The organism is Brevundimonas sp. T2-11 (genome assembly GCF_055397675.1).
The window spans coordinates 3,036,383-3,057,643 of the sequence record NZ_AP027920.1 but is presented as its reverse complement, the minus strand read 5'-3'; the positions used below and the strand labels follow the sequence as shown (position 1 = coordinate 3,057,643).

Annotated in this window: 13 protein-coding genes; 7 read left to right on the top strand and 6 right to left on the bottom strand. The window is 69.3% G+C overall.

The window, feature by feature from the left end; translation table 11 throughout:
* Positions 1-23 precede the first annotated feature (23 nt).
* Positions 24-1,163 (top strand): DNA replication/repair protein RecF, encoded by a 1,140-nt coding sequence (gene recF / locus ACZ5XO_RS14715; RefSeq protein ID WP_464163141.1) that lies wholly within the window; start codon positions 24-26, stop codon positions 1,161-1,163.
* Positions 1,164-1,297: 134 nt separating this feature from the next.
* Positions 1,298-3,727 carry a DNA topoisomerase (ATP-hydrolyzing) subunit B gene (gene gyrB, locus ACZ5XO_RS14710; RefSeq protein ID WP_464163140.1) on the top strand — a complete coding sequence of 810 codons (2,430 nt, stop codon included), beginning with the start codon at positions 1,298-1,300 and terminating at the stop codon, positions 3,725-3,727.
* Positions 3,728-3,750: 23 nt separating this feature from the next.
* Here the strand turns inward: gyrB and nagA are convergent, their stop codons facing one another.
* The 3 genes from nagA to ACZ5XO_RS14695 are packed head-to-tail and all read right to left on the bottom strand — an operon-like array spanning position 3,751 to position 6,688.
* Positions 3,751-4,917 (bottom strand): N-acetylglucosamine-6-phosphate deacetylase, encoded by a 1,167-nt coding sequence (gene nagA, locus ACZ5XO_RS14705; protein WP_464163139.1) that lies wholly within the window; start codon positions 4,915-4,917, stop codon positions 3,751-3,753.
* Positions 4,917-5,948, bottom strand: coding sequence for an SIS domain-containing protein (locus ACZ5XO_RS14700; protein ID WP_464163138.1), 1,032 nt, complete (start codon positions 5,946-5,948; stop codon positions 4,917-4,919). The genes nagA and ACZ5XO_RS14700 overlap by 1 nt, the downstream gene beginning before the upstream one ends.
* Positions 5,948-6,688: a GntR family transcriptional regulator gene (locus ACZ5XO_RS14695; RefSeq protein WP_464163137.1), complete on the bottom strand. Its 741-nt coding sequence runs from the start codon at positions 6,686-6,688 to the stop codon at positions 5,948-5,950. The genes ACZ5XO_RS14700 and ACZ5XO_RS14695 overlap by 1 nt, the downstream gene beginning before the upstream one ends.
* A 249-nt stretch (positions 6,689-6,937) precedes the next feature.
* On the opposite strand from ACZ5XO_RS14695, the gene ACZ5XO_RS14690 reads away from it, so the two are divergent.
* The 4 genes from ACZ5XO_RS14690 (at position 6,938) to nagE (ending at position 16,191) form a co-directional block, all read left to right on the top strand.
* Positions 6,938-9,676: a TonB-dependent receptor gene (locus ACZ5XO_RS14690; protein ID WP_464163136.1), complete on the top strand. Its 2,739-nt coding sequence runs from the start codon at positions 6,938-6,940 to the stop codon at positions 9,674-9,676.
* A gap of 163 nt (positions 9,677-9,839) precedes the next feature.
* A complete protein-coding gene (locus tag ACZ5XO_RS14685; RefSeq protein WP_464163135.1) occupies positions 9,840-11,951 on the top strand; it encodes a family 20 glycosylhydrolase in 2,112 nt (703 codons plus the stop codon).
* A complete protein-coding gene (ptsP, locus tag ACZ5XO_RS14680; protein ID WP_464163134.1) occupies positions 11,951-14,488 on the top strand; it encodes a phosphoenolpyruvate--protein phosphotransferase in 2,538 nt (845 codons plus the stop codon). The genes ACZ5XO_RS14685 and ptsP overlap by 1 nt, the downstream gene beginning before the upstream one ends.
* Positions 14,485-16,191, top strand: a complete 1,707-nt coding sequence (gene nagE, locus ACZ5XO_RS14675; protein ID WP_464163133.1) for an N-acetylglucosamine-specific PTS transporter subunit IIBC — start codon at positions 14,485-14,487, stop codon at positions 16,189-16,191. The genes ptsP and nagE overlap by 4 nt, the downstream gene beginning before the upstream one ends.
* Here the strand turns inward: nagE and ACZ5XO_RS14670 are convergent.
* Positions 16,188-16,640, bottom strand: a complete 453-nt coding sequence (locus ACZ5XO_RS14670) for a surface-adhesin E family protein (RefSeq protein ID WP_464163132.1) — start codon at positions 16,638-16,640, stop codon at positions 16,188-16,190. The two genes, nagE and ACZ5XO_RS14670, sit on opposite strands and share 4 nt — an antisense overlap.
* A 103-nt stretch (positions 16,641-16,743) precedes the next feature.
* On the opposite strand from ACZ5XO_RS14670, the gene ACZ5XO_RS14665 reads away from it, so the two are divergent.
* Complete coding sequence (locus ACZ5XO_RS14665; RefSeq protein ID WP_464163131.1) at positions 16,744-17,646, top strand: alpha/beta fold hydrolase; 903 nt, start codon at positions 16,744-16,746, stop codon at positions 17,644-17,646.
* Between the two features lie 4 nt (positions 17,647-17,650).
* On the opposite strand, the gene ACZ5XO_RS14660 is transcribed toward ACZ5XO_RS14665, so the two are convergent.
* Positions 17,651-19,162, bottom strand: a complete 1,512-nt coding sequence (locus ACZ5XO_RS14660; RefSeq protein WP_464163130.1) for a S41 family peptidase — start codon at positions 19,160-19,162, stop codon at positions 17,651-17,653.
* An 85-nt stretch (positions 19,163-19,247) separates the two neighbouring features.
* Positions 19,248-21,122: a DNA helicase RecQ gene (gene recQ / locus ACZ5XO_RS14655; RefSeq protein ID WP_464163129.1), complete on the bottom strand. Its 1,875-nt coding sequence runs from the start codon at positions 21,120-21,122 to the stop codon at positions 19,248-19,250.
* Positions 21,123-21,261 lie beyond the last annotated feature (139 nt).

Here is a 21,261-nt window from a genome sequence, read left to right as displayed (position 1 = left end):
GTCCAGCCCGATAGAGAGGGCGGGTGATCACCTCCCTCGCCCTGACCGATTTCCGTTCCTATGCGAGCGCCAGCCTGCCGGTTTCCGGCGGGGCCGTGGTGCTGCATGGGCCGAACGGGGCGGGAAAGACCAATCTGCTGGAGGCGATCAGCCTGCTGACCCCCGGCAAGGGGCTGCGCGGGGCGACGGCGCAGGAGATGGGGCGGCGCGAGCCGGGCGAGGCCGTGGGCCGGGCCTGGGCCGTCATGGTGACGCTGGATGAAGACGGCGAGGAGGTGCGTCTGGGCACCGGGGTGCAGACGCCGGGCGCGGCGCGGCGCGTCGTCCGCATCGACGGCGAGACGGCCCCGCCGGGACGGCTGCTGGACCATCTGCGCCCGGTCTGGGCCACGCCCGAGCAGGACCGGCTGTTTTCCGACGCGCGAGCGGGGCGGCTGCGGTTCTTCGACCGGCTGGTCTTCGCCGCCGATCCTGATCATGCAGCCACGGTCTCGACCTATGAAAAGGCCCTGCGCGAGCGGCTGAAGCTGCTGACCGACGGGGCGGAGGGAAGGCCCGCCGACCCCCTGTGGCTGGATGCGCTGGAGGCGCGGCTGTCCGAGGCCGGGGCGCGGGCCGCCGTGGCGCGGACGCGGGCGTTGGCGGCGCTGCAGGCGGGCATCGACGCGCGCGACGACCGGCCCTTTCCCCAGGCTGATCTGGGCCTGACCGGCGCGGCCGAGGAGATGGCGGCGGCGGGGGCGGACGAGGCCGATGTGGTCGGCATGCTGGGCGAGGGCTTTGTGCGGGCGCGGGCGCGCGATGCGGCGGCCGGCCGCTCGTTGTTCGGGCCGCATCGCTCGGACCTGACGGCGCTGCACCGAGAGAAGAACCGGCCCGCCGCCGAGGGGTCGTCGGGCGAGCAGAAGGCCCTGGTGCTGAACCTGATCCTGGCCCAGGTCGGGCGGCTGGCGGGTCAGGACGAGGGAGTGAAGGCGCAGCCGGTCCTGCTGCTGGACGAGGCCCCGGCCCATCTGGATGAAGCGCGCCGCGCCGCCCTGTTCGACGAGATCGAGGCGCTGGGTTTGCAGGCCTTCATGACGGGGACGGAGCGCAGCCTGTTCGCCGCGCTGGAAGGGCGGGCGCAGTTCGTTGCGGTGGAAGGCGGCGGCCTGTCCGGCTGACCCTAAAGGCTCGCTTTTCCCGTCGAATTTCCTATATGTTATCGGTGTCGGGGCGCGGTGATTTGCGACCTGACGCGGATGGCTGGAAGGCTGTCTTTTCCCTGTCCGTCCGCGGACCTTGAGCCGACGTTTTCATGACCGACCAGACTGAGACTTCGCCGGAATACGGCGCCGATTCCATCAAGGTTCTCAAAGGCCTGGACGCGGTGCGCAAGCGCCCGGGCATGTATATCGGCGACACCGACGACGGCTCGGGCCTGCACCACATGGTCTATGAGGTGGTCGACAACGCCATCGACGAGGCCCTGGCCGGCCACGCTGACCTGGTGACGGTCACCCTTAACGAGGACGGTTCGGTCACCGTGACCGACAACGGACGGGGCATCCCGACCGCCATCCACGCCGAGGAAGGGGTTTCGGCCGCCGAGGTCATCATGACCCAGCTGCACGCCGGCGGTAAGTTCGACCAGAACTCCTACAAGGTGTCCGGCGGCCTGCACGGCGTGGGTGTGTCCGTGGTCAACGCCCTGTCCGACTGGCTGGAGCTGGTCATCTATCGCGACGGCAAGAAGCACAGCGTCCGCTTCGAGCGCGGCGAGACCGTGCGCGCCCTGGCGGTCATCGGCGACGCGCCGATGCGCGAGGACAAGGGCCGTCTGCTGACCGGCACCGAGGTCACCTTCTATCCGTCGGTCACCACATTCAGCCACATCGACTTCGACCTGAAGACGCTGGAGCACCGCCTGCGCGAGCTGGCCTTCCTGAACTCGGGCGTGGTCATCAAGCTGTCGGATCATCGCGGCGCCGAGCCGGTCGAGATCATGCTGCACTATGAGGGCGGCGTCGAAGCCTTCGTGCGCCACCTCGACAAGTCCAAGACCCCGATCCTGAAGGACGTCATCGTCATTCGCGGCCAGAAGGACGGCATCGAGCTGGACCTGGCCCTGTGGTGGAACGACAGCTACCACGAGACCATGCTGTGCTTCACCAACAACATCCCGCAGCGGGATGGGGGCACCCACCTGTCGGCCTTCCGCGCCAGCCTGACCCGCGTCATGGGCGGCTATATCGAGAGCTCGGGCCTGGCCAAGAAGGAGAAGGTCGCGCCGACCGGCGAGGACGCACGCGAGGGCCTGACCTGCGTCCTGTCGGTCAAGGTGCCGGATCCCAAGTTCAGCTCGCAGACCAAGGACAAGCTGGTGTCGTCCGAGGTGCGCCCGGCGGTCGAGAGCCTGTGCTCGGAAGGCCTGGGCACCTGGTTCGAGGAGCACCCGGTCGAGGCCAAGATGATCGTGTCCAAGATCATCGAGGCCGCCTCGGCGCGTGAAGCCGCCCGCAAGGCGCGCGACCTGACCCGCCGCAAGTCGGCGCTGGAGATCAGCAGCCTGCCCGGCAAGCTGGCCGACTGTCAGGAACGCGATCCGGCCAAGTCCGAACTCTTCATCGTCGAGGGCGATTCCGCAGGCGGCTCGGCCAAGCAGGCGCGCAACCGCGAGAACCAGGCCGTCCTGCCCCTGCGCGGCAAGATCCTGAACGTTGAGCGCGCGCGCTTTGACCGGATGCTGTCGTCGGACCTGATCGGCACGCTCATTCTGGCGCTCGGCACCGGCATCGGCCGCGACGACTTCAACGCCGACAAGCTGCGCTATCACAAGATCATCCTGATGGCGGATGCTGACGTCGACGGCGCCCACATCCGCACCCTGCTGCTGACCTTCTTCTATCGTCAGATGCCGGAGCTGATCGAACGCGGCCACGTCTATATCGCCCAGCCGCCGCTCTATAAGGTGTCGAAGGGCAAGCAGCACCGCTACGTCAAGGATCAGGCGGAGATGGACGCCTATCTGATCGAGGAAGGCTGCGCCGACGCCGAGCTGGACCTGTCGACCGGCGAACGCCGCATGGGTCTGGACCTGCAGGCCCTGGTGCGCGAGGCCAAGGCCTTCAAGGCCCTGGTCGATCGTCTGGCCGCCCGCGCCCCCGCCTTCGCCATCGAGCAGGGGGCCCTGGCCGGCCTGTTCACCGAGAGCGCCGGCGAGCTGGAGACGCGCGCCGCCAACGCCGCGACGCGCCTGAACCTCTATGCCGAGGAAGGCGACGGCCCGTGGTCGGGCGACCGCGCCGAGCAGGGCGGGGTGGTGTTCAGCCGCGTTCGCCGCGCCGTCAGCGAGACCATCGTCCTGGACGAACAGCTGGGGCGCTCGCTGGACGCCCGCCGTCTGGCCGAACGCGCGGCGACCTTTGAGGGCCTGTTCGACCAGCCCGCCGTCTATCGCCGCAAGGACAAGACCACGACGATCCGCGGGCCGCTGGACCTGCTGAACGCCGTGCTGGACGCCGGCAAGAAGGGCATGGCCATCCAGCGCTACAAGGGTCTGGGCGAGATGAACCCCGAGCAGCTGTGGGAGACGACGCTGGACGTCAACGCCCGCACCCTGCTGCAGGTCAAGGTCGAGCATGGCGACGACGCCGACGACCTGTTCGCCAAGCTGATGGGCGACGTGGTGGAGCCTCGCCGCGAGTTCATCCAGGACAACGCCCTGGACGCCGCCGTCGACGTCTGACGGCGGACGTCTGGCGGTGGACGTCAGGGGCGCTGGACGACGCCGTCGATCCAGCTCTCGACCAGGGACAGGTCGCTGTCGAGCACCAGGAGGTCCGCCGCCAGGCCGGGCGCGATCCGGCCACGCTCGTGCGACAGGCCGAGGAAGGCCGCGGGGGCGCTGGACGCCATCATGACGGCGGTCGGCAGGTCGAGGCCCAGCAGATCGCGGGCGTTGCGGACGGCGGCGGCCATGTCGAGATCGGAACCGGCCAGAACGCCGCGTTCGTCCAGGCAGGCGCCGTCCTTCACCGAGATGCGGCGGCCCTGCAGGTAGAAGTGATCCTCCCCGTCGCCGGGATGGGGGGCGTTCACGCTGGGCATGGCGTCGGTGACCAGCATGAAGCGGTCGGCCGGACGGCAGCGCAGGGCCAGTTTCAGCACCACCGGATCGACGTGATGGCCGTCGACGATGATTCCGCACCAGGCGGTCTGGCTTTCCAGGGCCGCGCCGACCACGCCGGGTTCGCGGCTGGTCAGGGGCGACATGGCGTTGAACAGGTGCGTGAACCCGGTCACGCCCGCGTCCAGGGCGGTGCGGATGGTCTGATAGTCGGCGTCGGTATGGCCGGCCGCGACCAGGGCGCCGCCCTCGACCAGGGCTGTGATCAGGTCAGGGGTGGTGGTCTCCGGCGCCAGGGTGATCAGGGTGCGGCCGGTCTTCATGCGCGTCAGCAGGCGCACGGCGTCATCATCCAGGGTGCGGAACTTGTTCGGGTCGTGGATGCCCTTGCGCGCCACGTTGAGGAAGGGGCCTTCGATGTGGAGGCCCAGCACGCCCGGCACGCCCTCAAGCATGGCCTGCTCGACCGCGTCGATGGCCTGGTCGATGACCGACAGCTCGTCGCTGATCAGGGTAGGCAGGAAGCCGGTGGTGCCGAAACGGCGATGGGCGGCGCCGATCCGGGCGATGGTCTCGGGCGTGGGCGCGTCATTGAACAGGACGCCGCCGCCGCCGTTGACCTGTGTGTCGATATAGCCCGGAACCAGCCGGTCGCCCTTCAGGTCTCGAACCGCGGCGTCCGGAAAGGCTTCGCGCAGGCGGGCTTCCGGTCCCACGGCGGCGATGCGGGCGCCGTCGACGACCACGGCGTGATCGTCGCGAAAGGCGCCGTCGGTCAGGATGGGGCCGTTGGCCAGAAGTGTGGGCATCAAACCGTCTCGGTCACCTTGTTGAGATAGGGCGGGCGGTCCGGATCGAAGCCGCGCGCCGTCGAGAGCGTGGCGGCCAGACGATAGAAGCTCTGGATCAGCAGTATGGGTTCCAGCGCCGGGTGCGTGCTGACGGTGGGCAGGGAGACGACGCCCGGCGCGGTCGTGGCCCCGGCGAAGAAGACCCGGGCGCCGCGTCGGGCGAAGTCGGCGGCCAGATCCTCGGCGTCGCCGCGCGTGGCGTCCGACTGGGGCAGCAGCAGGACGGGGAAGCCGGTCTTGACCAGGGCCATCGGCCCGTGACGGACCTCGGCGGTGGAGAAGGCCTCGGCATGCAGGCCGCAGGTCTCCTTCAGCTTCAGCGCGGCCTCGCGAGCGACGCCGAAACCGACGCCGCGTCCGACGACATAGAGGCTGGTCGCCTCGGTCAGGGCGGGCAGGGTGAGGGACCAGTCCTGGGCCCAGGCGTCGTCCAGTTGTCGCGGCAGGCTCCCGAGGCCGGCGGACAGGTCGGCGTCGCCGCTCCATTCCGCGATCAGATGGGCGATGGCGCTGAGGCTGGCGATGAAGCTCTTGGTGGCGGCGACCGACAGTTCCGGGCCGGCGCGCAAGGGAATGGTCAGGTCCGCCACCTGGCTGAGAGGCGAATCTTCCACATTGACCAGGGCGATGACGAAGGCGCCGCCCGCGCGCGCGCCGGCGGCCGCGGCGACCAGGTCGGGGCTCTTGCCCGACTGGGACACGGCCAGGCACAGGCCGTCGGGCACATGGGGCGCGCGCCCATAGACCGAGCTGACGGCCAGGGGCATGGGGCTGGTCATGACCCCGACCTCGGTTTCGATCAGATAGCGGGCGAAGACCCCCGCGTTGTCGGAGCTGCCCCGGCCGCAGATCAGGGCGGCGGTCGGCGGGTGCATGCGCAGGCGCTTCGCCGCCTGGGCGATGACGCCGGCGTTGGCGGCCAGCTGGGCGGCGACGAGGCGACCGGAGGCGGCGGCCTCGGCGAACATCCGGGTGTCTTCGGCGCGCATCAGGCGGGTCCGTCGTTGAGTTCGGCGACGAAGTCGTAGGCGTCGCCGCGATAATAGGACTGGGTCACTTCCACCGGCTCGCCGTTGTGGAAGGCGCGCCGTTCGATCAGCAGGCCCGGCGCGCCGCGGGCGACGCCCAGCAACTCGGCCTGTTCGTCGGTGAACAGGACGGCGCGCAGCCTCTGCAGGGCGCGGTTGGGTCGGCGCCCGCTCGCCGCGAGGGCCTGATAGAGGGAGGCGTCCACCGTCTCGGCGTCCGGCAGGCAGCTGGCGGGAACGGTCGAATACTCCAGCGCCATGGGCGAGCCGTCGGCGTAGCGAATACGATGGAAACGATAGACCGGAGCGCCCGGGCTGAGGCCCAGGGTCAGGGATTCCTCGGGCGTGACCGATCCCTGGCTGCGGCTCAGCCAGGAACTGGTGGCCTTGCGTCCGCGCGCCGCCATGTCTTCGGAGAAGGAGGTCAGCTTGGAGAAGCTCTTTTCGACGCGGGCGGCGACGAAGGTGCCCGCGCCCTGGCGCCGGGTCAGCAGGCCCTCGGCCACCAGGCCGTCGAACGCCTTGCGAATGGTGATGCGCGACACCGACAGTTCGTGGGCCAGATCGCGTTCGGGCGGCAGGGCGTCGTCAGGCTTCAGCGCGCGGCGCTCGATGGCCTGACGCACCGCCTGTTGCAACTGCTGATACAGGGGCGCGGGCCGCTGCGCGTCCAGTGATCCGATGGCTTCCAGGAACGCCATGACCTTTTCCCCCAAATGCATCCCGACGACCGCATCTGAACCCATGTCACGCGACCAATCAAGGACCAATATGAAGAAAGTTTAGGCCCAATGTGAATTTTGGTCTTGCAGGATGCGACGCTTTGGTGAAACTCTCCCGTCAATTCCCATGTTCTCTCGATCCTGACGAAAGAGAGGCGGACCATATTGGTCTTGAATTGGGTAGGTCGGACCTGCGGGGGCAGGTCTCTGGAGGGGAGATCCAGCGCCATGAGTATCCGTCACGCCTTGCTTGCCGGTTCCGTCAGCGCCCTGGCGCTGGTCGCCGGCGCCGCCGCCGCCCAGGATGCGCCGACCACCACGGTCGATGAGGTGGTCGTCACCGGCATCCGCGCGTCGCTGCAGCAGTCCATCGACACCAAGCGCAACGCCAACGCCATCATTGACGTCGTCACCGCCGAGGATGTGGGCAAGTTCCCCAGCTCGAACGTGGCCGAGGCCATCACCATCATTCCGGGCGTCACGGTCGATCGCGCCTTCGGTCAGGGCGAGAAGGTCTCGATCCTGGGCACGGACCCGGCGCTGAACCGCACCCTGCTGAACGGCCAGACGGTCGCCTCGGCGGACTGGTTCATTCTCGATCAGCCGGGGCGGACCTTCAACTACGCCCTGCTGGCGCCGCAGATCGTCGGCAAGGTCGAGGTCTACAAGTCGCCCGAGGCCCGCATCGACGAAGGGTCGATCGGCGGCACCGTCGATGTTTCGACCCGGCGCCCGCTGGACCTGGGTCGGCACACCCTGTCGGGCGCCGTGACCTATCTCTACAATGACCGGTCCGAGAGCGGCGACGCGCAACTGTCTCTCCTGGGCGGCTGGCGCAACGAGGACCGCACCTTCGGCGTCCTGGTCTCGGCCCAACGCGCCGCTGACGACCTGCGCCGGGACGGGCTCGAGGCCTATGGCACCATTCCGGCCAGCTATTACGCCGGCGGCAACGCCGAAAATCCGGGCGGCAATTCGATCGCCAACGGCAACTGCGTCGGGACCTGCGCCACGACCCTGCTGGCCAATCCGAACGCCAAGGGGCTGAACGCTTTCGGCACCCACTTCTTCGAGCAGAGCCGGGAGCGCAACAGCTACACCGTGGCGGTCCAGTGGCGTCCGAACGACAGCCTGGATCTGAACTTCGACTGGCTGCGCATCGACGCCACCTATGACAACATCAATCAGGCCCTGTTCGCCTTCCAGGGCAATACGTGGAACAGCCTGGGCGCCCTGACCGACATCCAGGTCGACAACAACGTCATCACCAAGGCCTCCTTCAAGAACGCGCTCAGCGTGCTGGACATCCAGTATCGCGAGGCGGCCATGACCTCGGACAGCTACCACTTCGACGCCAAGTATCGCGGCGACGGCTGGGACCTGTCGGGCGACATCGGCTACACCAAGGCTGACGGCGGTACGCAGCGTCAGCTGTTCGGCGAGTTCCTGAACTGGGCCGACTATACGGTGGACTTCACCGGCGCTCCGGGGTCGCCCGGCGTCCTGACCTACGCCAATGGCGATGTCCTGAACGACGCGTCGAAGTTCGCGTTCGACGGCGGCTGGGGCGGCGGGGATCCGTCCGTCGGTCCGACCGGCTACAACGCCGGCTGGGGCGGCAACATCGTCTCCAAGCCGACCATGGACGAGGAGACCTACGCCCAGGCCGATCTCGGCTTCGATCGCGACGGTTTCTTCAACCGCTTCCAGTTCGGCTACAAGTATCGTCAGCATGAGACCGACCAGAAGATGTCGGGCGTGACGGTTCAGATCTATGGCGCGCCGGACAGCGCCGCCATGTTCAACCCCAGTCAGGTTCCGGGCAATTACCTGGACGGCTTCGACGGGGCGAACGACCAGATGAAGACCCGCTTCCGTATCGATGGAAAGGCGTTGGCCGATTACATCGAGGCCGGGGAATACCTGCGTCCGTGGCAGGCCGCGCCGGTGCCGACCGTCTTCGGCAACGCCGAATTCACGGCCCAGAACTGGAACGTCCAGGAGACGATCAACGCTGTCTACGCCCAGGCGGACTTCGAGAGCGATCGTATCCGCGGCAACGTCGGTCTGCGCTATGTCCGCACGGAGTCGGAAAGCGGCGGCTATGTCTGCGTCAATCAGACGGCGACCGGCTGCGGCACGACCGCGGCCGACTGGGAGTGGAGCGTCAAGAGCAAGGAATACGACGACTTCCTGCCCAGCCTGAACGTCGCCATCAACGCCTCGGACGACCTGATCATCCGTCTGGCGGCGGCCAAGGTCATCTCGCGTCCCAACTATGCGGACATGTCCAACTACTTCTGGCTGTCGGATCAGATCCTGACCGGCGGCGGCGGCAATCCGGACCTCGACCCCTACAAGTCGACCAACCTGAACGCGGCCGCCGAATGGTATTTCGCCCCTGACGCCATCCTGTCAGGTGAGATCTTCTACAAGAAGATCGACAACTACATCCTGCAGAAGACCGCGCCGGAAGAGCATTTCAACCAGGCCCAGAACGCCGTCACCACCTATCAGATCAGCCGTCCGACCAACGCCGGTTCGGCCGACCTGAAGGGCGCGACCTTCGCCTATCAGCAGAACTACGCCTACGGCCTGGGCCTGCTGGCCAACTACACCTACGTCGACGGCAGCGCCGACAACGGTCAGGACCTGCCCTTCAACTCGAAGCACCAGGTCAATATCAGCCCCTTCTTCGAACAGGGGCCCTTCTCGGCGCGCGTGACCTACACCTGGCGGTCCAAGTACTTCACCGGGGTGGATCGCGGCGACGACATGTATGTCCGCGCCTACACCGGGCTCGACGCCACGGCGGGTTACGCCTTCAACGATCGGGTCAGCCTGACGGTGTCGGGTCAGAACCTGCTCGACAGCGAATACTACGCCTACGCCAATACGGTCAGCCTGCCGCGGGGCGTCTATCGCACCGGCCGCAAGCTGATGGCGACGCTGAGCGTCGAGTTCTAGGACGTCGCGTTCGGGGGGCGGCGTTCGTCGCCCCCTGTTCCGCCTATCGCCAAGGCCCTCTCCTGAGGCCAGACTGGCGCGGGGCGTCACCGTCCCGCGCGCTTTTTTTGATGCGAGACTGCGTATGACCCAGGTGGTTCGATCAAGGGGCCTCGCCCCGCGGTTGACGTCCCTTCTGGCCGTGCTGGCGGCCCTGGCTCCGGGTTCTGTCGCCCTGGCCGAAGCCCCCGTCGGGTCGGTGATACCGCGGCCCGCCGTCGTCACGCCCGCCGAGGGCGTCTTCGTCCTGAACGACGCGACGGTGCTGAGCGTCCCGCGCGACGACGCGGAGGCGCAGCGCGCGGCGACCTATTTCGCCGACCTGATGCAACGCACGCGCGGCCTGAACCTGACGGTGCGCGAAGGCGAGGCCGCGCCTGGCGCCGTCGTCTTCCGTCGCGCTCCTGAAACCGCCGCCGACGCCTATCGTCTGGACGTGAACCCGCGCGGGGCGGTCATCACGGCGAGCGACTTCGGCGGGATGCTCTATGGTTCGATCAGCCTGTGGCAGTTGGCGACGGCCGAGGGCGGTCAGGGAGCGGCGACCGTGCCCGCCGTGGCCATCGCCGACGCCCCGCGCTTCGGCTGGCGCGGCGTCATGCTGGACTCGGCCCGACACTATCAGTCGCCGGAGTTCATCAAGGGCTTCATCGACTGGATGGCCCTGCACAAGCTGAACGTCTTCCACTGGCATCTGACGGACGACCAGGCCTGGCGGCTTGAGATCAGGCGCTATCCGAAGCTGACCGAGATCGGCGGTTGGCGCGTTCATGCAGGCGCGGCGGCGCAGAAGGACATCGATCCGGCGACCGGCCGCCCGCGTCTCTATGGCGGCGTCTACACCCAGGACCAGGTGCGCGACATCGTGTCCTACGCCGCCGCGCGCAATATCGTCGTGGTGCCCGAGATCGACGTGCCCGGCCACGCCAGCGCGGCGATCGCCGCCTATCCCGAACTGGGCGTCACCGACGTGCCCGGCGCCGCCGTCCCGGCCGTGCCCGCCGACTGGGGCGTCTATCCGACCCTGTTCAACGTCGAGGAGGCGACGCTTGTCTTCTTCGAGAACGTCATGGACGAGGTGGTGGAGCTCTTCCCTTCGGAATACGTCCACATCGGCGGCGACGAGGCGGTCAAGGATCAGTGGAAGGCCTCGCCCCGCGTGCAGGAGCGGATGCGCGAACTGGGTCTGGCCGACGAGGAGAAGCTGCAGTCCTGGTTCGTCGCGCGCCTGGAGAAACGCCTGAACGACCACGGCCGCCGCATGATCGGCTGGGATGAAATCCTGGAAGGCGGCATCAATCCCAACGCCAGCGTCATGTCCTGGCGCGGGGTCGAGGGCGCCATCGAGGCGGCCCGCCTGGGCCATGACACGGTCATGTCGCCGGCGCCCGTGCTGTATTTCGACAACCGCCAGAGCGCCGATGACGGAGCGCCGGGACGCGGCTTCACCTCGACCCTGCGCGACGTCTACAGTTTTGACCCGACGCCGGACGAACTGACCCCGGATCAGGCGCGGCGCGTCCTGGGCGTGCAGGGCAACCTCTTCACCGAACACATGCGGACCGAGGACCGGGTCGAGTATCAGGCCTTCCCCCGCATCTCGGCCCTGGCGGAAATGGCCTGGACCCCGCACGCGCGGATGGACTTCGACGATTTCCGCGCCCGTCTGGAGCCGCAACTGGTCCGTTATCGCAGCCTCGGCATCGATTATGCGACCAGCGGCCTGACCGAGGTTCCCGCCACGCCGCCCGCCGACGGTCAGCGGCGTTACGATCATCAGATGAAGCTGTGCAGCGCGGCCCTGCCGCTGTCGCTGATCGACGACGCCCCGCTGGAGGGCGAGCGTCCGGCCCTGCTGATGGACATCCTCAATCCCTGCTGGATCTATCAGTCGGCGGACCTGAGCAAGGGGCTGCGTTTCGAAGCCGCCGTGGGGCAGGTTCCCTTCAACTTCCAGATCGGCGCCGATCGCGACAGGATCCGTCTTGGGACGCCGCGCACCCCGGCGGGCGAACTGGAGGTCCGCATCAACGGCTGCGAGGGCGAGCCGGCCCTGATCCTGCCCCTGGCCGAGGCGGCGGGCAACGACGGGATCACCACCCTGTCCGGCCAGCTGCCGGCCCGGGGCGGACGGCATGACCTGTGCCTGAAGTTCACGCAGAAGGAACTGGACCCGATGTGGGGCGTCGACTGGGTCCGCGTCTCCGATCCCGACGCCCGGCGCGGGGACGACTGATGACGGCCGAGCTGATCGTTCATGCGCCGATCGACGGCTGGGTCTGTGCTCTGGACGAGGTGCCTGACGACGCCTTCGCCGGACGCATGGTCGGCGACGGCCTGGCCATCGACCCGACCGGCGCGACGGTGCGCGCCCCCTTTGACGGGGTGGTGTCGAGCCTCGCGCGAACGGGCCACGCCGTCAGCATCCGCTCGGACGCGGGGGTTGAGGTTCTGATCCATCTGGGGCTGGAGACGGTGACCCTGAAAGGGGCGGGCTTCACAGCCCACGTCGCCGCCGGGGATGCAGTCAGGACGGGCGATCTGCTGTTGAGCCTGGATCTCGAGGTGATCGCGGCGGGCGCGAAAAATCTGATCTCGCCGGTGCTGCTGGCCAATGAGGGCGAGGTTCGCGTTCTGCCGCTGAACCGTCTGGTTGTGGCGGGGGAGCCGGTCATGGCCGTGCGTCGGATCGCGACGACGGCCGCCGTGGAGGCCTCGTTCGAGACGATCCTGACCCGTTCGGTGCGGGCGCCCCTGCCGCATGGGCTGCACGCCCGTCCGGCCTCGCGTCTGGCCGCGACGGTTCGGGATTTCGACGCGCGCGTCCGTCTGACCCTCGGCGAGCGCAGCGCCGACGCGACCAGTCTGACCGCCATGATGACCCTGGGTCTCAGGGACGGCGACGCCTTGACCGTCAGCGCCGGCGGACCGCAGGCCGAGGCCGCCCTGGACGCCGTGGTCGCCCTGATCGCTTCGGGGCTGGGCGAGGGGGGCGAGCCTGCGTCTGTCGCGTCCGTCGTCGAGACCGCGACGGCCGCCGGGCCGACGACAGGCGAGGACGGCGAACTGATCTTTTCAGGCGTCACGGCGGCGCCGGGCCTGGTGATCGGCCACGCGGTGCGTCTGCGCCAGGCCGAGATCGAGACGCCCGAGCACGGTCGCGGCGTCGCGCTGGAACAGGCCGCCCTGCGGCAGGCGCTCAGCGCCGTACGCAGCCGTATCGAAGCCTCGGTGGCGTCCGGCGGCGCCCATCGCCGCGCCATTCTGGCCGCACATCTGGCCTTCCTGGACGATCCCGGCCTGCTCGCCACGGCGCAGGAAGCCATTGAGGCGGGCCGGGGCGCCGGCTTCGCCTGGCGCACGGCGACCCAGGCCGGAGTGGCCCTGTTCCGGTCGCTGGGCGACGCCCGTACCGCCGAACGCGCCGACGACCTCATGGATCTGGAGCGTCAGGTCCTGGTCGAGCTGTCGGGCGAGGCCGCGCCCGCACCGATGGTCTTGGGGGCCGGATCGGTCATCCTGGCGGACGACCTTCTGCCGTCGCAGCTGATCGCCCTGGACGCGGTCAAGGTGGCGGGGCTGTGCACCGCGCGCGGCGGACCGACCTCGCACGTCGCCATCCTGGCCGCCGCCATGGGGGTCCCGGCCCTGGTGGCGGTCGGTTCGGGTCTGGACCGTGTCGAGGACGGCGCCCTGGTGGTGCTGGACGCCGACGGCCGACGCCTGGTCGCCAGCCCGTCGGCCGCCCGTCAGGCGCGCGCGCAGAGCGCCGCCGCCGCGCGCGACCGTCGCCGTCTTGAGGCCCGGGCCCTGGCGGCCGAGGATTGCCGCACCGCCGACGGCGTCCGCATCGAGGTCTTCGCCAATCTGGGCGACGTGGCCGAGGCCGCGCCCGCCGTGGCGGGGGGCGCCGAGGGTTGCGGCCTGCTGCGCACAGAATTCCTCTTCCTCGAACGCCAGAGCGCCCCGACCGAGGACGAGCAACTGGCCCAGTATCAGGCCATCGCCGACGCCCTGGACGGACGGCCCCTGGTCATCCGCACCCTGGATGCGGGGGGCGACAAGCCCTTGCCCTATCTGCCCATGCCGCATGAGGACAATCCGGCCCTGGGCCTGCGCGGGGTGCGAACCGGCCTGCATCGGCCTGATCTGTTGCTGACCCAGTTGAGGGCGGTCTGTCGGGTGCGCGCTCGCGGAACCGTCGCGGTCATGCTGCCGATGATCGCCTCGGCGGCGGAGGTCCGTCAGGTCCGCGCCCTGCTGGACATCGCCGTATCCGAGACCGGCGGCGCGGCGCCCTTGCTGGGGGTCATGATCGAGACCCCGGCGGCGGCCATGACGGCCGACCTGCTGGCGCCCCATATCGACTTCGTTTCCATCGGCACCAATGACCTGACGCAGTACGCCCTGGCCATGGATCGCCAGAACGCCCACCTGGCGGCCCAGCTGGACAGCCTGCATCCGGCGGTGCTGCGCCTGATCGCCCAGACGGCGGCGGGCGCCGCCGACACCCGCTGGATCGGCGTCTGCGGCGGACTGGCCTCAGATCCGCTGGCCGCGCCCATCCTGATCGGTCTCGGCGTCACCGAGCTGTCGGCCACGCCGTCCATGACGGCCGAGATCAAGGCCCTGCTGCGGGGGCTGACTCTGGCCGACTGTCGCGAACTGGCGGCCCAGGCCCTGGCGCTGGATAGCGCCGAGGCCGTGCGCGCCCTGGCCGACGAGCGCCTGGCCGTCCTGCTGAAATCCCGTGTCGTCGGAGCGGTCGCATGAAGATCGGACTGTCCAGCCTGCAGCCGCTCGGCCGGGCCCTGATGCTGCCCATCGCCGTTCTGCCGGTGGCGGGCCTGCTGTTGCGACTGGGGCAGCCGGACCTGCTCGACATCGCCTTCATCTCGGCGGCGGGACAGGCGGTCTTCGCCAACCTGGGCCTGCTGTTCGCCGTCGGCGTGGCGGTGGGTCTGGCCCGGGACAACAACGGCGCCGCGGGACTGGCGGGCGTGGTCTGTTTCCTGATTTCGGTCGAGGCGTCCAAGGTCCTGCTGGCGGTTCCGCCCGAGGCCGTCGCCGGGCTGACCGGCGATGCGGCGGATGCGGCCTCCAAGGCCTTCAAGGATCAGGCCCTGTCGCGGCTGGGCGTGCCCATCGGCATTGTCGCCGGCCTGATCGCCGGGGCCTGCTACAACCGCTTCTCGACCTTCAAGCTGCCGGACTATCTGGCCTTCTTCGCGGGGCGCCGCTTCGTGCCCATCGTGGCGGGGGTGGCCGGTCTGGCCGTGGCGGCCGTCGTCGGCCTGACCTTCACCGGCATCGACCACGCCATCGACGTCTTCAGCCGCGGGGTGGTCGGCTCGGGCGAGTTCGGCCTGTTCGTCTATGGCCTGCTGAACCGGTTGCTGATCGTCACCGGCCTGCACCACATCCTGAACAATGTCGCCTGGTTCATCGTCGGGGATTTCAACGGCGCGACGGGGGACCTGAACCGCTTCTTCGCGGGCGATCCCAGCGCGGGCGTCTTCATGAGCGGCTTCTTCCCCGTCATGATGTTCGGCCTGCCCGCCGCCTGCCTGGCCATGTATCACGCCGCCCGACCGGAGCGGCGCAAGGAGGTCGGGGGCATGCTCTTCTCCCTGGCCCTGACGGCCTTCCTGACCGGGGTGACCGAGCCGATCGAGTTCACCTTCATGTTCCTGGCGCCGGTCCTCTACGCCATCCACGCGGTGCTGACCGGGGTGTCGATGGTGGCGATGGACCTGCTGGGCTCGCGGCTGGGTTTCACCTTTTCGGCGGGCCTGTTCGACTATGTGCTGAACTATGGCCGCGCGACCCGGCCGTGGATGCTGCTGCCGGTCGGGCTGATCTACGGGGGCCTCTATTACGGACTGTTCCGCGTCGCCATCACGGTCTTCAACCTGAAGACGCCGGGACGGGACGACGAGCCGGTCGCGGCGGGGCCTGTATCCGCCGTCGGCGGCGACCGGGCGGCGGGCTTTGTCGCGGCCCTCGGCGGGGCGGGCAATCTGACGGCGGTGGCGGCCTGCACCACGCGACTTCGCTTGCATATCCGTTCGCGTGACCAGGTCGATGAAGCGGCGCTGAAGCGTCTTGGCGCGCGTGGCGTCATCGCTCCGGCCCCGGATCAGCTGCAGGTCGTCCTGGGTCCCATCGCCGACGCCGTGGCGGATGAAATCCGAAGCGCCCTGGCCCTGGATCCCGCGTCCGAAGGCAGGCCCCGGACCACGGGCGAAGAGGCCGAGACAGTCGCATCCACGCTCGCGCCCGAGCTGCTGGAGGCCCTGGGCGGAGCCGGGAATATCGAACGCGTCCGGCGTCAGGCAGGACGCCTCTGCATCGACCTGAACAGGGACGCGATCGACCCGGCGCGGCTGGCGGCCCTGTCGCCGCGCGGCTTCGTCCGCACCAGCGCGAAGAGGGTGCAGATCTTGCTCGGCCCGAAGACTCCGGCCGGCGTCTAGCCGGCCTGGCCGTCGATATAGGCCTTGATGCTTGCGGCGTTCTCGCCCTGGGCGCGGACGCTGTCGCAGGCGATGCTCTTGATCAGCGCGCCGAGGCTGTTGGGGGCGGGCGTGTCCCAGACGACGTCGGTTTCAGGATAGCGGTCCAGCTCGGCGCCGTCGGGGCCGTACTCGATCTCCACCACGATGCGGGACTGGTTGGTCGCGCAGCGAATGGCGTACTCGTTGACCTTGTGACTGTAGTCGCCCGGCGTCGCCGGCAAGGCCACGCGCGCCACATTGATGCTGGTGTCGTCGCCGAGCACGGAGATGCTGGACAGGTCGGCGAGGTAGGCGACGCGAGCGCTCGAGGAAAAGGCGTTCCATTCCTCGGCGGCGGCCTTGTCGGCCAGGCTGCTGATCAGGGCGCCGGCCGCCAGGGCCATGAGAGCGACGACGGATTGCTTCATTTCTTCCTCCCCAGGATTGCCGTGACTTCACACCCTGGACGATGAAAATTCAACTGGTGCGGCTTGCCGATGAATCGCCGCTATCCGTGCCTAGGCTCGTCTCATGAAGAAGTTTCTGCTGATCCTTGCCCTGATGATCGGCCTGCCGACATCGCTCGCCCAGGCCGCCACGGCGGCGTCCCCCCCGTCGCGGAGCCAGGCTTTCGCTTCGGAACGGATCGTGGTCGAGGCGCGCGGCGAGGGGCCGGACGTGATCCTGATCCCTGGCCTGGCCTCGACCTCGGCGGTCTGGGCCAGGACGGCCAGCGCCCTGGAGGGACGCTACCGGGTGCATCTGGTGACCGTTCGCGGCTTCGGCGACGTGCCGCCGGGGGAGAATGGCGAAGGTCTGGTCGGCGGACCGGCGGCGGCCGAGATCCGGCGCTATATCAACGAGAAGGGCCTGACGCGGCCCGCCATCATCGGCCATTCGATGGGCGGGCAGATCGCCCTGAGGGTCGCCGCCGACGCGGGGGCGCGCGTCGGCCGGGTCATGGTGGTCGACGCCTCGCCCTTCTTCCCTTCGCTGATCAGCGCGGGCGCCACGACCGGCGACGTCGAACCCCTGGCGCGGCTGGCCTATCAGGGCCTGCTGCTGTTCGGCGACGAGGCGTTGAAGACCCAGGCCCAGGGCATGGGAGCCGACATGGGCGGCGCCGCCGACAGCCTGTTCGGCACCCTGGGCTGGCAGGGCGGCGACCGGCGCACCCTGGCGCAAGGCCTGTATGAGGTGATGACAGTCGATCTGCGCGCGCGTCTGCCCGCCATCACCGCCCCTGTCACCGTCGTCTATGGCTGGAGCGCCGACGACCGCAGCCCGCGCAGCCACATCGACGGCCTGTTCCGCGCCGGCTACCGCTCCCTGCCGCGCCCGGCCGCCTTCGAACGGATCGAAGGCGCCGAGCACATGGTCATGATCGACCAGCCGCGCCGCTTCCAGGCGGCGGTCGAGCGCTTCCTGCGCTGAGGCGTCAGTCCGGCTGAAGCCGACGGATCGAGGCCAGCAAGGCCGCGTCGTCGCTCATGTCGCCCTCGATGACATGTTCGGGGCGCTGCGGTTCGTTGTTGCCGCGCGCGCGGCCGCGATAGACCTTCATCGGCACGGCGATCCGGGCCAGGCCGCTGGCGAGGGGGGCTTCGCGGATCTCCATGTAGACGGTGTCGGCCGAAGTCTCGCGCCCGACCTGGAAGGCCCCCGCGGTCTTCCACAGATCGACGGCGTCCAGGCAGGCCGAGCCGCAGCTGGAATCGGTCAGGACATAGACCCGGCCCGCCATCAGTTGCGGCGCAGGCGGCGGCGGGGCGGCGTCGGGGTCCTGTGTATTGGCGCTGCGCCAATAGACCTGACCGGCGGCCTGGGCGGCCTTCATGCCGTTCACGGCGTCTTCCGCCCATCCGATGTATTCGGGCGAGCCGTTGGTGGCGCGCAGTTGTTCCAGGAAGCCGGCGATCTGGGCGATGTTGCCGTCCGAGGCGCGCCATTCGACAGCCTCGATCGCGGGCTCGGGATGGGCGATCATCCAGTCGTCGCCCCACAGGACCTGGGCCATCAGCTGGCTCCAGTGCGAGGAGCCGCCGCCGTTGCCGCGCAGGTCCAGAACCACATAGGGGGCCAGTCGCAGGGGCTCCTGCTTGGCCTTCATGTCGGCGATCAGGGCCGTGAGCTTCGCATGGGTTTCGCTGGACGGATCGCCGTTGAACGAGGGCGTCGAGATCCAGAAGCCGCCGTCGTCGAAATGCTTCAGGGCGAAATCCGTCTCGGCGCGCTGGGCCAGCTTGGCGCGGCGGGCGTAAATGTCCTCGGGGGTGGCGCGCCAGTTGAGGGCGTAGGTCCGGGTCGCGCCGTCGGCTTCGAAGCGGCACTGACGCATCTCGCTGATCCATGGGTTCTGCGCGCTGAGGAACTGCCAGTCGCCGTAGAGGACGCGCTGGGCCTCCAGGAACCAGCGGCCCCGGAACTGGCCGATGCGCTGTTCCGCCAGGGCATCGGCGGCCACGCCGTCGCAGTCGATCAAACGCGCGCCCAGGGGCGGCGTCGCGGCGTCGCCCGCGTCACGGTCGGCCACTATCTGGTCGGCGCCGCGATAGACGGTGAGGAAGCCGGGCCAGCGCGTGGCGAAGCCGTAGTTCGGCTGGGTGACGTTGATGCCGACGTGACCGTCCTCGAAGCTGGCGACATAGGCGCGCAGCGCCCACCACCAGCCGCCCGCGTCGGTCGTGGTCCGGGCGCGTCCGAGGGCCGTGGACAGGCCCTCGTCCAGCCGGGGGCGGAAGGCGGGGTTGAGCGGATCATGCACGCCGGGGTGGCTGTCGATCATGATGTCGTGCAGGGCGGTCGCGTCCTGAACCAGGGTCGCCGACCAGTCGCGCGGCTGATCCATCGGCTTGAGCGCATCAGCGGGGGCGTCCTGCGCCAAAGCCTGTGCATGGGCTGCGCTCGCCATCGTCAGACAGGCGACGCCCGTCGCCAGAAGCCGCTTCATATCTGGTTTCCCTTCCCCGTGTCGGCGACTGACATGGCAGGGCGGAGCGGGCAGTTCCAGTTACGGTTTGGTCACGGAAGACCTATCAGCCCGCCGCGGCCAGGGCCTCGAGGACGCCCTTGCCGTAACGTTCCAGCTTGCCGGCGCCGACGCCGGAGATGCGGCCCAGGGCGTCGAGGTTGCGCGGCTCGCTGAGGGCGATCTCGACCAGGGTCTTGTCCTGGAAGATGACATAGGGCGGGACGTGCTGTTCGGCGGCGCGGTCGCGGCGCCAGGCGCGCAGGACCTCGAAGCGGGCGCGCACGTCAGTGTCCAGGGCTTCGACGGCCAGGTTGCGGCCGGCGTTGCGGCGGGGGCGCTCGGCCTCGACCACGCGCACCGGGGCCTTGCGCACCTGAACGGGGCGCTCGCCGCGATAGACGGCGCGGACGGCCTCGGGATCGCCCAGTTGGATGATGGGCTTGCCCTCGTTCGGGTCCTCGACCAGCAGACCCTCGAACAGCAGGTGGTCGATCACGTCGCGCCAGCCGGTCAGCGACAGGTCGGCGCCGATGGCCCAGGTGGAGAGGTTCGACTCCCACGGCTGGACGTCTTTCGTCTTGCCCAGCAGGTGGTCGACCACACGGGTGCGTCCGAAGCGTTCGCCGAGACGCTGGACCGCGGCCAGGGCCTTTTGCGCCGGAACCACGGCGTCGAAGGTGGCGGGCGGGTCGCCGCAGATGTCGCACACGCCGCAGGGCTGGGCGTCGGTCTCGCCGAAGTAGCGGCGCACGGCCTGGGGGCGGCAGACGGCCCCGTCCAGCATGGCGAACAACTGGCGGACCTTGCGGGTCTGGACCTGTTTGACCTCCTCGGCCATCGGGCGGCCTTCGAGGCGGCGCAGCGACCAGGCGATGTCGGACGGGCCGTAGAGGGTGATGCCCTCGGCCGGTTCGCCGTCGCGTCCGGCGCGGCCGATTTCCTGCCAGTAGGCCTCGAGGCTGCCGGGCGGATCGGCGTGGATGACGAAGCGGACGTCAGGTTTGTCGACGCCCATGCCGAAGGCGATGGTGGCGACCATGACGGCGCCGTCCTCGGCCAGAAAGCGCTCCAGACGCCGGTCGCGCTCGCGGGCGTCGAAACCGGCGTGATAGGCGATGGCGTTGGTCCCGGCGTCGCGCAGGGTTTGCGCCACACGTTCGCAGCCGTCGCGGCTGCCGCAATAGACCACGCCCGACTTGCCGCGCCGCTCGCGCACCAGCTCGACCACGGCGGCGTCGGTGCGGGCGCGCGAGCCGTTGATCTTGCGCTCGGCGGAGAGCTGCAGGTTGGGGCGGGCGAAGCTATCGACGAAGACGCGGGCCTCGCCCAGGCGCAGCGAGGCCAGGATGTCGTCGCGGGTGCGGGCGTCGGCGGTGGCGGTGACGGCGATGCGCGGGACGCCGGGGAAGATCTCGGCCAGACGACCCAGCGAGCGGTAGTCGGGGCGGAAGTCGTGGCCCCACTGACTGACGCAGTGGGCCTCGTCGATGGCGATCAGGCTGAGGTCGATCTCGGACAGGCGCTCCAGCATGGAGCCGGCGGCCAGACCTTCGGGCGAGACGTAGAGCAGGTCCAGTTCGCCCGAGCGGGCGGCGCGCCAGATGGCCGAGCGCTCTTCCATCGGCACGCCGGAATCGAGACGGGCGGCGGCCACGCCCTGCTGCTTCAGGGCCTCGACCTGATCGGTCATCAGGGCGATCAGCGGGGACACCACCAGACCGACGCCGGGGCGCAGGATGGCGGGGATCTGATAGCAGACGCTCTTGCCGCCGCCGGTCGGCAGGACGGCCATGACGTCGCGCCCGGCCAGAACCTCGGCCACGACATGGGCCTGCAGTCCGCGAAAATCGGCATGGCCCCAGACGCGGCCCAGCACCTCGCGCGCGGCGCCCAGGTCGAGCGGGGCGGGGGAGGTGGAACGGCGGGGGTCAGCGAGCATCGGCGGGTTGTGCCTGATCCGTTCCGGGGTGTCACCCGCTTCTCCTCCCTGTTGCGCAGCAATGGCGAGGTGGCGCGGACGCGCAGCGGCCGTGACGGAGGGGGCGTCTCGACGGTTGAGGTCGGCGTCGCCCCCTCCA

What these genes read in the sequence shown, in the direction of transcription:
- ACZ5XO_RS14690 (WP_464163136.1), top strand. Translation starts at nt 6,938, where the DNA reads ATGAGTATCCGTCACGCCTTGCTTGCCGGTTCCGTCAGCGCCCTGGCG.
- gyrB (WP_464163140.1), top strand. Translation starts at nt 1,298, where the DNA reads ATGACCGACCAGACTGAGACTTCGCCGGAATACGGCGCCGATTCCATC.
- ptsP (WP_464163134.1), top strand. Translation starts at nt 11,951, where the DNA reads ATGACGGCCGAGCTGATCGTTCATGCGCCGATCGACGGCTGGGTCTGT.
- recQ (WP_464163129.1), bottom strand. Translation starts at nt 21,122, where the DNA reads ATGCTCGCTGACCCCCGCCGTTCCACCTCCCCCGCCCCGCTCGACCTG.
- nagE (WP_464163133.1), top strand. Translation starts at nt 14,485, where the DNA reads ATGAAGATCGGACTGTCCAGCCTGCAGCCGCTCGGCCGGGCCCTGATG.
- nagA (WP_464163139.1), bottom strand. Translation starts at nt 4,917, where the DNA reads ATGCCCACACTTCTGGCCAACGGCCCCATCCTGACCGACGGCGCCTTT.
- ACZ5XO_RS14660 (WP_464163130.1), bottom strand. Translation starts at nt 19,162, where the DNA reads ATGAAGCGGCTTCTGGCGACGGGCGTCGCCTGTCTGACGATGGCGAGC.
- ACZ5XO_RS14665 (WP_464163131.1), top strand. Translation starts at nt 16,744, where the DNA reads ATGAAGAAGTTTCTGCTGATCCTTGCCCTGATGATCGGCCTGCCGACA.
- ACZ5XO_RS14700 (WP_464163138.1), bottom strand. Translation starts at nt 5,948, where the DNA reads ATGCGCGCCGAAGACACCCGGATGTTCGCCGAGGCCGCCGCCTCCGGT.
- ACZ5XO_RS14670 (WP_464163132.1), bottom strand. Translation starts at nt 16,640, where the DNA reads ATGAAGCAATCCGTCGTCGCTCTCATGGCCCTGGCGGCCGGCGCCCTG.
- ACZ5XO_RS14695 (WP_464163137.1), bottom strand. Translation starts at nt 6,688, where the DNA reads ATGGCGTTCCTGGAAGCCATCGGATCACTGGACGCGCAGCGGCCCGCG.